The 12,488-nt window shown below is 61.5% G+C and carries 13 protein-coding genes and 1 pseudogene; 7 read left to right on the top strand and 7 right to left on the bottom strand.

Features of this window, described 5'->3' with window-relative positions; all coding sequences use genetic code 11:
• Positions 1-113 precede the first annotated feature (113 nt).
• A pseudogene (locus DOM36_RS20160) lies at positions 114-326 on the bottom strand (hypothetical protein); the annotation flags it as partial.
• 178 nt (positions 327-504) lie between these two features.
• Between DOM36_RS20160 and ampC the strand changes: the two are divergent.
• A complete protein-coding gene (gene ampC / locus DOM36_RS15570; RefSeq protein ID WP_110643694.1) occupies positions 505-1,692 on the top strand; it encodes a class C beta-lactamase in 1,188 nt (395 codons plus the stop codon).
• Between the two features lie 81 nt (positions 1,693-1,773).
• Here the strand turns inward: ampC and DOM36_RS15565 are convergent, their stop codons facing one another.
• Positions 1,774-2,856 (bottom strand): SMP-30/gluconolactonase/LRE family protein, encoded by a 1,083-nt coding sequence (locus DOM36_RS15565; RefSeq protein WP_110643650.1) that lies wholly within the window; start codon positions 2,854-2,856, stop codon positions 1,774-1,776.
• 395 nt (positions 2,857-3,251) lie between these two features.
• On the bottom strand, positions 3,252-4,856 hold the full coding sequence (mqo, locus tag DOM36_RS15560) for a malate dehydrogenase (quinone) (protein WP_075568619.1): 1,605 nt from the start codon (positions 4,854-4,856) through the stop codon (positions 3,252-3,254).
• Between the two features lie 369 nt (positions 4,857-5,225).
• Here mqo and DOM36_RS15555 point away from each other — a divergent pair, with 369 nt between their 5' ends.
• From DOM36_RS15555 to DOM36_RS15540, 5 genes are all read left to right on the top strand, one after another.
• The gene (locus DOM36_RS15555) at positions 5,226-5,735 is read left to right on the top strand and encodes a DUF6438 domain-containing protein (RefSeq protein WP_110643649.1); all 510 of its coding nucleotides are present in this window, start codon (positions 5,226-5,228) and stop codon (positions 5,733-5,735) included.
• A gap of 131 nt (positions 5,736-5,866) precedes the next feature.
• Positions 5,867-6,040 carry a hypothetical protein gene (locus DOM36_RS20155; RefSeq protein WP_157958664.1) on the top strand — a complete coding sequence of 58 codons (174 nt, stop codon included), beginning with the start codon at positions 5,867-5,869 and terminating at the stop codon, positions 6,038-6,040.
• A gap of 246 nt (positions 6,041-6,286) precedes the next feature.
• A complete protein-coding gene (locus DOM36_RS15550) occupies positions 6,287-6,823 on the top strand; it encodes a gamma carbonic anhydrase family protein (RefSeq protein ID WP_110643648.1) in 537 nt (178 codons plus the stop codon).
• Positions 6,824-7,073: 250 nt separating this feature from the next.
• On the top strand, positions 7,074-7,400 hold the full coding sequence (locus DOM36_RS15545; RefSeq protein ID WP_110643647.1) for a thioredoxin family protein: 327 nt from the start codon (positions 7,074-7,076) through the stop codon (positions 7,398-7,400).
• 60 nt (positions 7,401-7,460) lie between these two features.
• Positions 7,461-8,393, top strand: a complete 933-nt coding sequence (locus DOM36_RS15540; protein ID WP_110643646.1) for a DUF808 domain-containing protein — start codon at positions 7,461-7,463, stop codon at positions 8,391-8,393.
• Positions 8,394-8,437: 44 nt separating this feature from the next.
• On the opposite strand, the gene DOM36_RS15535 is transcribed toward DOM36_RS15540, so the two are convergent.
• Complete coding sequence (locus DOM36_RS15535) at positions 8,438-9,013, bottom strand: gamma-glutamylcyclotransferase (RefSeq protein WP_075568624.1); 576 nt, start codon at positions 9,011-9,013, stop codon at positions 8,438-8,440.
• A gap of 214 nt (positions 9,014-9,227) precedes the next feature.
• On the opposite strand from DOM36_RS15535, the gene DOM36_RS15530 reads away from it, so the two are divergent.
• The gene (locus DOM36_RS15530) at positions 9,228-9,878 is read left to right on the top strand and encodes a hypothetical protein (protein WP_198651302.1); all 651 of its coding nucleotides are present in this window, start codon (positions 9,228-9,230) and stop codon (positions 9,876-9,878) included.
• A gap of 4 nt (positions 9,879-9,882) precedes the next feature.
• Here the strand turns inward: DOM36_RS15530 and DOM36_RS15525 are convergent, their stop codons facing one another.
• The 3 genes from DOM36_RS15525 to DOM36_RS15515 form a co-directional block, all read right to left on the bottom strand.
• Positions 9,883-10,155: a hypothetical protein gene (locus tag DOM36_RS15525; RefSeq protein WP_075568626.1), complete on the bottom strand. Its 273-nt coding sequence runs from the start codon at positions 10,153-10,155 to the stop codon at positions 9,883-9,885.
• 120 nt (positions 10,156-10,275) lie between these two features.
• Positions 10,276-11,655, bottom strand: a complete 1,380-nt coding sequence (locus tag DOM36_RS15520) for a nucleobase:cation symporter-2 family protein (protein WP_110643645.1) — start codon at positions 11,653-11,655, stop codon at positions 10,276-10,278.
• A gap of 106 nt (positions 11,656-11,761) precedes the next feature.
• Complete coding sequence (locus tag DOM36_RS15515) at positions 11,762-12,268, bottom strand: YkvA family protein (RefSeq protein WP_110643644.1); 507 nt, start codon at positions 12,266-12,268, stop codon at positions 11,762-11,764.
• Between the last annotated feature and the right edge of the window lie 220 nt (positions 12,269-12,488).

The following is a 12,488-nucleotide window of genomic DNA, read 5'->3' as shown; positions in this document are numbered from 1 at the left end:
GCGTCGAGAATGCTCGGGGCTTTTTGCCTGAGGTGTCTCGATATTTGAAGGAAATCCCTCCGTTCAGGAGAGAAGGCTGGGCTAGGCGCGCTCGCATCGTGACATGTTTACGCTCACTTCACCCCCAGACAGGTCATCAGGCAGGCGCCGGGCAGGTGGGGAATGCGCAGCGGCAGATAGTCGAACTCGCGGTTGGTGCCGTCCGGCATTCGCATCGCCTTGCGGCCAATGGTCAGGTCGAGCACGCCCTGCTCGGCCCAGCGTTCGCGGAAGGCATCGCTGGCCTCGAGCAGATCATCGATCAACCGGCGTCGGCGCGGCGGTGGCCAACGCGGTCTACAACGCCTGCGGCAAGCGCGTCCGCAATCTGCCGATCACGCTGGACAAGCTGCTGTAGCCGATCGACGACGGTTTCGATTTGCCCGGTTTTTGCGCATGATTGGCGGCACCGTTTTCGCGCCCGACGATGCCCGTCGGCGCGCACTGCCGAGGATCGTTATCGTCATGAAAGGAATCGCGCTAGGGGTGTCGTTGCTGCTGCTGGGTTCTTCGACCGCCGTATCGGCGCAGAGCGCCGGGACGGACATGGAGGGCGTCATCGATCCGATCGTCGAATCGCTGATGCGCCAGCAGAGCATTCCCGGCATGGCGGTGGCGGTGGTTCGACCGCAGGGGACACAGATTTTGAATTACGGCGTCGCCGATCGTGACGACGGCACACCGGTCGACGACGAGACGCTGTTCGAGATCGGCTCGCTCAGCAAGACATTCACCGCCACGCTGGCGTCACTTGCCGCCGTCGAGGGCAAGCTCGATCTCGAGGCGCCGGTCAGCCGCTATCTGCCGGCGCTCGAGGGCAGCGCGTTCGACGAGATATCAGGGCGCAACCTGGGCACCCACACCACCGGCGGGTTGCCGCTGTTCGTGCCTGACGAGGTGACGGACCGCGACTCGCTGATGACCTGGTATCGGCAGTGGCAGCCCACCGAGGCGATCGGCAAGGTGCGCACCTACTCCAACCTGGGCATCGGCCTGCTGGGCGTCGAGACCGCCGCCAGTCTCGATCAGGCGTTCGTGCCGGCGATGCGGGCCCACGTGCTGGAGCCGCTGGGGTTGCAGCACACCTGGTACGACGTCCCCGAGGCGCAGATGGCGCATTACGCCATGGGCGAAGACAAGCAGGGCAAGCCGATTCGCGTGGCGCCCGGCGTGCTCGATGACGAGGCCTACGGCGTCAAGACCACCGCCGGCGACCTGGCCCGGCTGGTCCAGGCCAACCTCGGTCTGCTCGAGATCGACGACGACCTGCAGCAGGCGATCGACGTCACGCGCCAGGGCAATTTTCAGATTGGCAACATGACCCAGGATCTGATCTGGGAGCAGTACCCGCTGCCGGTCTCGCTGGATACGCTGCTGGCGGGCAACGGCTACGACATGATCCTGAAACCCAACGCCGCCGAGGCGATCGGGCCATCTCACTCCTCGCAAGTTCAGGCGCCGCGAAACGACGTCTGGGTCAACAAGACCGGCTCCACCAACGGCTTCGGCGGCTACGTGGTCCTGGTGCCCGGCAAGCAGGTCGGACTGGTGATGCTGGCCAACCGCAACTATCCCAACGATGCGCGCGTTGAGGCGGCCTACGAGATGCTGTCGAAGCTTGGCGTGATCCAGCGGGTCGCGGCGACGCACTAGACGCATCGCGTGGGTCGCAGACCCTGAGAGCCGGCTGCAAATCGCCGGCTCGGCCAACCCCCGTCCTGCTGTCAGCTCATGTCACACGTCTGGCGCGAAGCCAGTTCCCTGTGTGTTGACGAAAATCGCGTAAAGGGAGTGACTGCTGGCCATGAAAAGGCGGTTGCCCTGAGCGCCGCCAAAGCAGACGTTAGCGCAGCGCTCGGGTAGGTGGATGTGCCCGATAGCTTTGCCATCAGAGTTGAAAATCCTGACGCCGTCGAGTGCTTCCGGATTGCCTTCCGGGGAGCCACTGCTCCCCCATCCTGCCCAGATATTGCCATGAATGTCACAGGAGATTCCGTCAATGGCGCCATGGTTTTTCGCTTCTATCAGTTTTTTCTTGTTGCCCAATTTTCCGTTGTCGTGCTGAAATTCCCATAGGATCCGGTTAGGCTTGGCCCTACCTTCGACGAGAAAGAATCGACTCTCGTCCTGAGAAAAAGCGAGGCCATTAGGGCCGGCAATATCGTCCAATATCTTGTTTAGCTCGCCCGTTTTTCCATCGATACGATAGACCGCAGCCGGCAACTCCTGCTTCACGATGCGACCTTCATAGTTGTTACCCAACTGGAAGGGCGGATCGGTAAACCAGATGTCGCCATTGCGAGTGCACACTACATCATTGGGAGAGTTGAACGGCTTGCCATCGTATTGATCCGCGAGGACGGTGATGCTCCCGTTATACTCCGTGCGAGTGATTCGGCGACCGATGGAACCCTCGCAGGTGATCAAGCGCCCGACATTGTCTCGTGTATTCCCATTGGAGTAATTGGATGGCTCGCGAAAGGTGGACAGCACTCCTGACGTTTCGTCCCATCGAATTAATCGGTTGTTAGCGATGTCGCTGGCAAGTAGGTATCTCCCATCACCGAACCAAACCGGGCCTTCCAGCCATCGGAAGCCGGTGGCAAGGCGTTCGACACTAGCGTTGAACAGGCGGTAGTCGAGAAATGATGGGTCGAGAATTTCGATCGCGGGATCTGGATAGCGCAGCGACGGTGACCAGTCTGCACGAACCTGATCGATACCGAAGGCCGCCGTTGCGGATAGCGCGGCACCGGCGGTTAAAATCTGGCGCCGTGAAAGAAGATTCGATGGTGTAAGCGTTTCCGATTCTTTCATGGCGGTAATCTCTCTGAGGAAGTTTTGATTGTGATTGGTTTGATTTCAGAGAGGTTAAAGGTTTACGCATTTTCTGGGAATAGCGCAAAAGTCGTACAAAGTTTTGGCGGCTCTTGCAGATTGCTGAGACCGCTTCTGAGGCGTTGACACGATCGGGTATCAGCCGCTGATCGGCATGACAGGATCTACGGGAATGTGTCCAGCGACCGATGAGATGGCAGTGGCGAGTGGGTCGAATTGGTCGGAAGCTCCCGGCATGGCATTCGTCATGCTGGTGTTGCAGCTCCAAGGCAGGTAGTACGCGGAAAGGTGACGCATTCTCTTGCTGCTGAAAACACGGAACGCCCGCCTTGGTGAAGACGGGCGTTCTGTCGCTTGCCGAGGTCCGATCCGGCTCAGCTGCTGCTGATTTCCGTTTCGGACTCCGTCGCGGGCGTCGTGGTCAGATCCGGCTCGCTCAGCTCCAGCAGTTCGCGTGACATGGCGCGAACCTCGTAGAGCAGTTGCGGGTTGTCGGTCAGGGCCTTGCCGTAGGAGGGAATCATCGCCTTCAACTTGGCCTGCCACTCTTCGCTGGCGACCTGCTCGGGGAAGACTTTCGCGAGCAGCGTCAGCATGATCGAGGGAGCCGTCGAAGCGCCGGGAGACGCGCCCAGCAGCGCGGCGATGGAGCCTTCGGCACCGGTCACCAGTTCGGTGCCGAACTGCAGGGTACCGCCCTTGCCTTCGATATCCTTGATCGTCTGAACCCGCTGTCCGGCGGTCCACAGCTTCCAGTCGTCGCGGTTGGCTTGCGGATAGTAGTTCTGAAGCTCCTTGAACTGGCCGCTCTCGGACATGCGCAGCTGGCTGATCAGATACCGCACCAGATCCAGGTTGTTGATGCCGACCTTGGTCATCGGCCACAGATTGTTGGGCGTGATCGAGCGCATCAGATCGGTCCAGGAACCGTTCTTCAGGAACTTGCTCGAGAACGTCGCGAACGGGCCGAACATGATCGCCGGCGTGCCGTCGAGAATGCGCTTGTCGATGTGCGGTACTGACATCGGCGGCGAGCCGGCGGGTGCCAGGCCATAGACCTTGGCGTCGTGCTTGGCGACGATTTCTGGATTGGTGGTGAACAGGAACTGGCCGCCCACCGGGAAACCGCCGTACTGCCGCGCTTCGGGAATACCGGATTTCTGCAGCAGCGGCAGCGCCGCGCCTCCTGCGCCAATGAATACGAAACGGGCATTGACGCTACGCTCGTTCTCGCCGTCGCTGGTATTGGCGACAGTCACTTTCCAGCTGCCGTCCGCATTGCGCTTGAGATCGCGCACCTGCGTGTTGACGGAAAGGTGGAAATTATCGCGGCGAGCCAACGAGTTCATCATCTGGCGGGTAATCTCGCCGAAATTGACCTCGGTGCCGATCGGCATGCGCGTCGCGGCCACGGGTTCGTCGGTATCGCGGCCCGTCATGACCAGCGGTATCCATTCCGAGATCTTGTTCGGATCGTCGGAGTAGTCCATGCCGGCGTAGAGTGGGTTCTGGCGCATCGCCTCGAAGCGCGTCTTCAGGAACGACACGCGTTCGCCGCTCCAGACGAAGCTCAGGTGCGGGACGGTGTTGATGAAGGAACGCGGGTTGGCCAGCACGCCTTCACGAACCTGGCTTGCCCAGAATTGCCGGGAAACCTCGAACTGCTCGGTAATGGTGATGGCGCGCTGAATGTCCACGCTGCCGTCAGGCTGAGGCGAGGTGTAATTCATCTCGGCAAAGGCCGAATGGCCCGTGCCGGCGTTGTTCCAGACGTTGGAACTCTCTTCGGCCGCCTTGTCCAGGCGCTCGTAGAGATGAATGGTCCAATCGGGCTGCAGTGACTGGAGCAGGGTTCCCAAGGTGGCACTCATGGTACCGCCGCCGATGAGAACGACGTCGACGTTTTGGGTGTCGCTGGATTCGGCTCCAGACTGGGTCTGCAGGCTGGAACAGAATGTCATGCCGTGGCGCAATTTCATGAAGGTTCTCTGTCTGATGGATACGGACAGGCGCGAACGCGACTAGGACGACAGTTTAATGAGGTCGTGGCGTAAGTGCCATGACTATGACGGGGGCAGGCGCAAGGAAACGGGGGGCTCGACACCTTTTTGCGATGGTTTATCAAACAGTTGTAGGTCAATGACGAAGTTTTTACCACATTGAAGGGAACGCGGCGCGCCTGCCATCGAAAGGGGGTAGGCTGGCGCTGACGCATGTGGCATTCAAAACCTCAGCATTTGACACATCTATCCTGCGCGATTGGATCGAGCCGCCGGTCATTTTCGCCTGCCGGTCCGGCCAATCGGGCACTCAATCGGGCTCCCCCCCACGAAACGTCGAGGAACTTCATGAAACGACAAACGGCATGCTCCCTGACGACGGCGATCACGATCCTGCTGGTGGCTGGATGCACCCAGCAGCCAACGCGCTCGAGCGTCGAATCGACAGGCAGCGCTTCCCCCGTGACCGACATTCGCTATCAGGTCGGACCGTGTCATGGCACGTGCCCGGTGTACAGCGTCGATATCGGCGCAGACGGTACGACTCGATTTTCGGGCGAGCAGTTCACGGCGGTGGACGGCGAGCGGGTGCGTGCCAACGACCCCGAGCGCTTCGCCCTTGTCAGACGCCAGCTTTCCTCGTGGCAGCCAGCCATGGGAACCACGATCGATACGCCGGACTGTGGCCCTAGAGCCACGGATCTATCCCATTACACGGTGACGTGGACGAACCGGGAGGGGCAGCAGGCCGTGCTGAACCATGACAGTGGATGCCGCGCGGAAGACGCCCGCCAACTGACGGATAGCCTGCGTTCTCTGCCGCAGGCATTGGGTATCGATAGCTGGGTCGGGCATTGATCTGCGATGGGCAACGCCAGGAACCCGACGAAATGAGGCCTTTCCGAGCTTGACGAATGGCAATTCGTTTAGCATGCTAATAAGGCGTCGCGACAAAACGTCGCAGGGCGCTCTATTTTCAAGGAGTGGTCATGAAAGCGTTCAACAAACTGTTTTCGATGTTGGCCGCCATCGTTGTCTCCGCGGTATTGCCGTTTTCCATGGCAGCGGAGAGCGAAGCCAGCCAGCATCAGAGTTCCTACAGCGGCACCAGCGTTACCTCTTCCGTGACCAGCGAGGACAAGCAGGACGACGAGTCGGCCTGAGCCGCGAGTGCGTGATTCCGAGCGAACTATTCTGAACCGGCTGTGGTGAATTAGCGGCTCTGAACCAGCTGCTCCAGGCGAGTGACGAGGCCCCGGCGTCGATCCGGCATCGGGGCCTCGTCGTCAATCAGGGATTCGATACTGCAACGCCGATGCCGAGTCTCGGATGTCTGTGGCTAAAGTCGGCTGGCAGCGCGTGCCGACGCGAGCGAGGATGACATTCACTGTTCTGCCGGAGTCGTGCCCATGTCTGTCTATGCCTATTTCGATGCGGTGCCGACGCTGCCCGACAAGGCGCGCTACTGGATCGCGCCGGGGGCCCACGTCATAGGCCAGGTCGAACTCGGCGAAGACGTGGGTATCTGGTTCAACGTGGTGATTCGCGGCGACAATGACCGCATCGTGATCGGCGAGGGCAGCAATATTCAGGAGGGCAGCATGCTGCACACCGATCCTGGCTTCGTCCTGCGTGTCGGTCGAGGTTGTACCATCGGACATCATGCGATCCTCCACGGCTGCACCCTGGGCGACAACACGCTGATCGGCATGGGAGCCACCGTGCTCAACGGTGCCGAAATCGGCAACAACTGCCTGGTCGGCGCCAACGCCCTGGTGACCGAAGGCAAATCCTTTCCCGACAATTCGCTGATCGTCGGCGCACCGGCGAAAGCGGTGCGTACGCTGGACGATAAAGCGGTCGAGGGATTGAAAGCGTCGGCAGCGCACTACGTCGAACGCTGGCAGGCATTCGCCCGCGGGCTGAAACGCCTCGACATCGATTGAGACGCCGCCAGACGAGACGCCACTGAGACCCCGCCGTCTACCGATATCGCCGGCTGGTGCCATCTTCCGGTCGACGCTTCGGCATTATCCCGACAAGCCTTTCGCTACCGACGAGGGTCTTGTCGTTTACCGCTACATTGTCGTTTACCGCTACATTGCTCTTTCACCGCTACAGTGTCGTTTACCGCTACATTGGTCTTTCACCGCTACAGTGTCGTAAGGACGAGACAATCACGTTCAAGGAGCGAGCATGACAAGCGACTACACGACCGACGAGCCCAGCCGCAGTTCGCTTTACGACATTCGCGGCCCGGCAGTCGTCGAGTTCGGCGCGCCCTGGTGCCCCTGGTGTCAGGCCGCCCAGCCGCTGATCGCGAATGCGTTCGAAGGGCTCGATGATCTGCCGCACGTCAAGATCGAGGACGGCAAGGGCCGACCGCTCGGGCGGGCATTTGGCGTCAAACTCTGGCCGACGCTGATCTTCCTTCATGACGGCGAGGAGATTGCGCGCTGTGTGCGGCCGGAGTCGGCAGAACCCTTGAAGCAGGCGTTGGCGAAAATCGTCACGTCTCCTTGAGAATTTCCGCTACGCTTGGCGCTCTCGCCCGTTTCTTGACCGACCGACAAAGGATTCTTCGTGGCCGCAGGCAGTCTACTGACACTACTCGACGATATCGCCACGTTGCTCGACGACGTCTCCCTCATGACCAAGGTGGCCGCCAAGAAGACGGCAGGCGTGCTGGGCGACGATCTGGCGCTCAACGCCCAGCAGGTCACCGGCGTCCGCGCCAACCGTGAGCTGCCGATCGTATGGGCAGTCGCGAAAGGGTCGCTACGCAACAAGCTGATTCTGGTGCCGGCGGCGCTGTTGATCAGCGTGATAGCCCCCTGGCTGATCACGCCGCTGCTGATGGTGGGCGGCGCGTTTCTCTGCTACGAAGGCGCGGAAAAGCTGGCACACAAGTTCCTGCAGGGTGGCGCAGAAGCGAGCAAGGAGGACGTCCGAGCGGCCGCGCAGCTGAAATCGAAAGAGGAGCGGCTGGCGTTCGAGAAGGACAAGATCAAGGGTGCCGTACGGACCGATTTCATTCTCTCGGCGGAAATCATCGCCATCACGCTAGGTTCGGTGGCCAGTGCCAGTTTCACCCAGCAGGTCGTGGTCCTGGCGATCATTGCGATTGCCATTACTGCGGTCGTCTACGGTCTGGTAGCGGGGATCGTCAAGCTCGACGATCTCGGTGTCTATCTCACCGAGCGGACCACCCAATTCGCGCAGTCGATCGGTCGGGGGATTCTGTGGGCGGCGCCCTATCTGATGAAGCTGCTGTCGATCGTCGGCACCATCGCGATGTTCCTGGTCGGCGGAAGCATCCTGACGCATGGCGTCCCCTTCATTCACCATGCCATCGAGGATCTTGCCGAGTTGCCCGGTGATATCCCGGGCGTCGGCGCGATCATTCAACCGCTGACGCCGATGCTGTTGAACTTCGGCTGCGGTCTGATCGCTGGTGCGGTCGTTCTCGGCGTGGTGCAACTGATCAAGAAACTCAGATCCGGCCGCGGGCACTGACGAATGGCCTGGTCACCCACCGTGGGAGTGATCGGAGCCACCCCTCACTCCGCGAGCAGGGCGCGTTCGAGGGCAAACACATGGGCGTCCTCGAACCCCAGCTCTCGCAACGCCGCGGCCAGGTTGAGCAGATAGTCGCGGTTGGGGCCGCTGGGGCCATGCGATTCGGCAATCTGTCGGGCGATGGCCGCTTCCTCGGCGGGCCCGAGGTAGGCCGCGTTATCCTCGCCTGCCAGATACACTACACCCTCGGCCTGTTCGACACCGTCTGCGGCACCATCTTCGAAGGTCATATCCGTCACGACGCGCAAATAGCCGTTCTTCTCGCGGATATCCAGCGGCTCGAACACGCGAGGAGGAATGCGATAGGCCATGCCGTGACAGGTGGCCCCGGCGTCCGCCACCAGCGTCACTACTCGCCCCGGCGCCTCCGGCGTGCCGCGGTGATCGTGCGAACCCTGCCAGAAGCGTCGCACCCAGCCGCGAATCGAGGCCGGCCGACGCTCCAGATAGTCGAAGTCCGCTTTCCAGATCAGCGAACCGTAACCGAACAGCCATACCGATTCATGCTCGTCGAAGTAGGTCATCCGGCGGTTGTGGGCAGTGGTATCGAAAGACATGGGACTCCGGTGTGGAACGCTGATGAACGGGCAATATGCGGCGTCGAGCGGGCTATCTCAAGAGGATGCGAGTGACTGTTTTCTTCCGTGACGGGTCCAGGACGTCATCTGCCGATTTGACAGTCGGCGCGGCGATGCCATGTTGAAACTCTGTCAGCATCATCGTTGCAGTGCTGTCATCGTTGAAACCGAGTCATCGCTTCCGGGAGCCATCATGGCCAGTCAGAAACGGATCATCGAGGCGCTGATGCAGCGTCATGGCCGAACCTTCGCCAGTGAGCTGGGCGTCGATCTGGGCAGGAACACGCCGTCACCGCTGTTCCGGCTGCTCTGCTACTCGCTGCTGACCAGTGCGCCGATCAGTGCCGACCTGGCGATGCGCGGTGTCAGGGCGATGGCCAAGGCCGGCTGGACGACGCCGCGGAAACTGGCAGCGAGCGACTGGGCGGCGCGAGCGCGAGTGCTCAACGAGTCCGGCTACGCGCGCGTCGACGAAAAGACGGCGACCCAGTTGGCGGACATGAATGGCGCGTTGCTGGAGACCTACGGCGGCGATCTACGCAAGCTGCGTGAAGCGGCGGAGGGCAGCCCCAAGGCGTTGCGAAAGCGGCTCAAGGCGTTCAAGGGCATCGGTGGCACCGGCGCCGATATCTTTCTGCGCGAGATCCAGCTGGTGTGGGACGAATGCTACCCCTATGCCGACAAGGCGGCACTTTCGGCCGCCGAGAAACTGGGGCTCAAGGCCGATGCCGCCAAGCTCGCCAACAAGGTCTCCCGCGAGGATTACCCCCGGCTGATGGCCGCGCTGGTGCGTTGCAAATTGGCCAAGGACTCCCGAGAGGTACTGAAAGCGGCCTCGGAGTGATTCTCTACCACCGGCGCTGCGAGTCGTTCAGCCATTGGCTCGCCGGTCCGATGCCATCGGTGCACCAGGGCTCGCTCAACCGGGTAATGAAGAACCGGGTCTGGTTGCCGAATGCCCGACTCAACCGCGAGCGCAGAAACTCGATCGGGTCGGTCGACTCGATCAGCCAGGTCGTGCGAAACAGCGGAATGGATTCGAACCGTCTCAGCATCGACTCCAGCCGGTGACAGTCCATTCTTCCCAATGGCTTGTCGAAGGTCAGGCAGTAGATACCCATGGCATGCTCCTTGCTGCCGAATTAGCCAGATCCCGTTCAGGGTAGCCCGTCCGGGGATCGATTGTCCTTGTCGCGGATGAAATCGCCAACTCCCCGCTGAAGGCCGCAGGGCGATGCGGCTCAGGACTCGGTAGGATCCGCCGCTGCGGCCTCGCCGTCCGCCCTGGGCAGAATCAGGTTGAGAATGATCGAAGCCAGTGCGCCGGGGATCAGGCCCGACTCCAGCAGTACGCCGATCTGTTGCGGTGCACCCTGGTAGAGCCCGCTCTGGGCCGGCAGGCCGATCGCCAGGGCCAGGGATATGCCGACGATCAGCATGTTGCGCTTGTTGAAGGCAGCGTGGGAGAGCATTTTCACTCCGGCGCTGGCGATCATGCCGAACATGATGATTACCGCTCCGCCCAGTACGGCGGCCGGGATCGCCGATACCAGCGCGCCCAGTTTGGGAAACAGGCCCGCCAGGACGAGAACCCCGCCGCCGATGGCGACGACGAAGCGGCTGGCGACACCGGTGAGGGCGACCAGACCCACGTTCTGACTGAAGCTGATCTGCGGGAAGGCGCCGAAGAGTGCCGCGAAGCTGCTGGAAAGACCGTCCGCCATCACGCCACCGGAGAGTTCGCGCCTGGTGGCCTCGCGCTCGGCACCGCCGATCGCCGTTCCCGAGATGTCGCCGATCGATTCGGCGCAGGTAACCACCGACATCAGTGTGATCGCCACAATCGCCGCCGGATCGAAGGAAAGGCCGATCTCGAACGGTATCGGAAGCTGGAACCAGTCGGCTTCGGCGACGGGGGCGAAGTCGAGCAGCCCCATCGGGGCCGCCGCCACGCAGCCGACCAGGATGCCGATCAGTACGGCCGCCTCGGAGAGAAAGCCGCGGCAGAACTGGTGAAACGCGACGGTAACGGCGAACACCAGCGTTGCCAGCAACAGATGATGCGGTGCCCCGAAGTCCTCGGCTCCGATGCCGCCGCCGACGTAGGCGAAACCCACCGGCAGCAGCAGGATACCGATCAGCAGGACGAAGGTGCCGGAGACCACCGGCGGGAAGAAGACGCTCAAGCGTTTGTAGCAGAGCCCTACCACGGCCATGGCCAGGCCGCCGATCAGTGCGCCGCCGAAGACCGCCGGCAGGCCCTGGGCGGCGGCGATCGGAATCATCACCGGAACGAATCCGAAACTGGTACCCATGACGATCGGCAGGCGCGCGCCCAGCGGCCCGATGCCCAGCGTCTGGACCAGCGTGGCGATCCCCGCCACGAACATCGCCATCTGCACCAGAAACACCGTATCCGTGCCGGAAAGGCCCGCTGCACCGGCAATGATCAGCGGCACCGCGGCATTGCTGACGAACATTGCCAGCACGTGTTGTATACCCAGAGGAATGGCCTTTCGCAGCGGCGGGAGATAGTCGACGTCTCTTAGGCGATCACTGCCGGCACCGGCGTGTCGACATTTGCCCAACCGGCGAGGCGCCGAGGTCTTGTCCTGGTTCATCGAATACTCCGCGGTCTATTGTTGTTGGCTCTTCTTGGAGAACGACTCTAGAGCTTTTTTGTGTACAAAAAAACCGCTGCCCCTCAACTCGGCGACAGCAACGGTTTCAGGGGGCGTGGTCGCCCGGCCACCAGCGCGCCAGGGCAGACTCCGCCTGACGCTTGACGTCTTCATCGATGTAGATCGATACCGCCACCAGCGCGGCGGCCAGTACGCTGGCATCGTCGGTATAACCGACACCAGCGATGAAATCGGGAATCGCATCCAGCGGCGAGATGAAATAGCCGAGCGCCCCGATGATGGTCGACTTGGCCCACAACGGGACATCGGGGCGCTTCAGCACGAAGTAGAGCTGCAGCGCCTTCAACGTCACCTCACGGCCGGCGCGTTTGCCGAAGCGGATCATCTTTCGCCAGAAACGCCCGTCGCTGTAGATGTCGTGATGCGAACTCACGTCCTGGGGGCCGACGGTCTGTTTACCCCCGGTCTGTGTATCGAGAGTCTGTGTCTCGACGGCATGTGTCGGCAGCCGAATGGTGTCGTCGTGCACGATATCGCCCGGGGATTCGGGCGTTCGCCCGCGAAAAAGTCGGTCACGGTTAAACAGAGGCATGATGGTGATCCGTCGTGGCAGGCAATGGCCACAGTCTAGTTAGCACGGCGGGGACAGCACAACGATCCCCCGGAAAGCGTCGATCAGGCCTGGCCGTGTGAAATTGGCGTTCGTCGACCGGCGTCGGCCATTAATGGAACCGCGAGGACATGCTAATGTGGAAAATGACGTCGACTGTCGACAACTTGCAAGCAGTCGGCTCGAATCGATAGAGACCCAT

This window comes from Salinicola sp. CPA57, assembly GCF_003206035.1.
Lineage (GTDB): Bacteria > Pseudomonadota > Gammaproteobacteria > Pseudomonadales > Halomonadaceae > Salinicola > Salinicola socius.
Note: the sequence above shows the minus strand (reverse complement) of the source record. Positions and strands in the feature narration are given on the sequence as shown.

Bases quoted from the DNA above. Each gene is read 5' to 3' on its own strand.
- ampC (WP_110643694.1), top strand. From the start codon at position 505: ATGAAAGGAATCGCGCTAGGGGTGTCGTTGCTGCTGCTGGGTTCTTCG.
- DOM36_RS15565 (WP_110643650.1), bottom strand. From the start codon at position 2,856: ATGAAAGAATCGGAAACGCTTACACCATCGAATCTTCTTTCACGGCGC.
- mqo (WP_075568619.1), bottom strand. From the start codon at position 4,856: ATGAAATTGCGCCACGGCATGACATTCTGTTCCAGCCTGCAGACCCAG.
- DOM36_RS15555 (WP_110643649.1), top strand. From the start codon at position 5,226: ATGAAACGACAAACGGCATGCTCCCTGACGACGGCGATCACGATCCTG.
- DOM36_RS20155 (WP_157958664.1), top strand. From the start codon at position 5,867: ATGAAAGCGTTCAACAAACTGTTTTCGATGTTGGCCGCCATCGTTGTC.
- DOM36_RS15550 (WP_110643648.1), top strand. From the start codon at position 6,287: ATGTCTGTCTATGCCTATTTCGATGCGGTGCCGACGCTGCCCGACAAG.
- DOM36_RS15545 (WP_110643647.1), top strand. From the start codon at position 7,074: ATGACAAGCGACTACACGACCGACGAGCCCAGCCGCAGTTCGCTTTAC.
- DOM36_RS15535 (WP_075568624.1), bottom strand. From the start codon at position 9,013: ATGTCTTTCGATACCACTGCCCACAACCGCCGGATGACCTACTTCGAC.
- DOM36_RS15530 (WP_198651302.1), top strand. From the start codon at position 9,228: ATGGCCAGTCAGAAACGGATCATCGAGGCGCTGATGCAGCGTCATGGC.
- DOM36_RS15525 (WP_075568626.1), bottom strand. From the start codon at position 10,155: ATGGGTATCTACTGCCTGACCTTCGACAAGCCATTGGGAAGAATGGAC.
- DOM36_RS15520 (WP_110643645.1), bottom strand. From the start codon at position 11,655: ATGAACCAGGACAAGACCTCGGCGCCTCGCCGGTTGGGCAAATGTCGA.
- DOM36_RS15515 (WP_110643644.1), bottom strand. From the start codon at position 12,268: ATGCCTCTGTTTAACCGTGACCGACTTTTTCGCGGGCGAACGCCCGAA.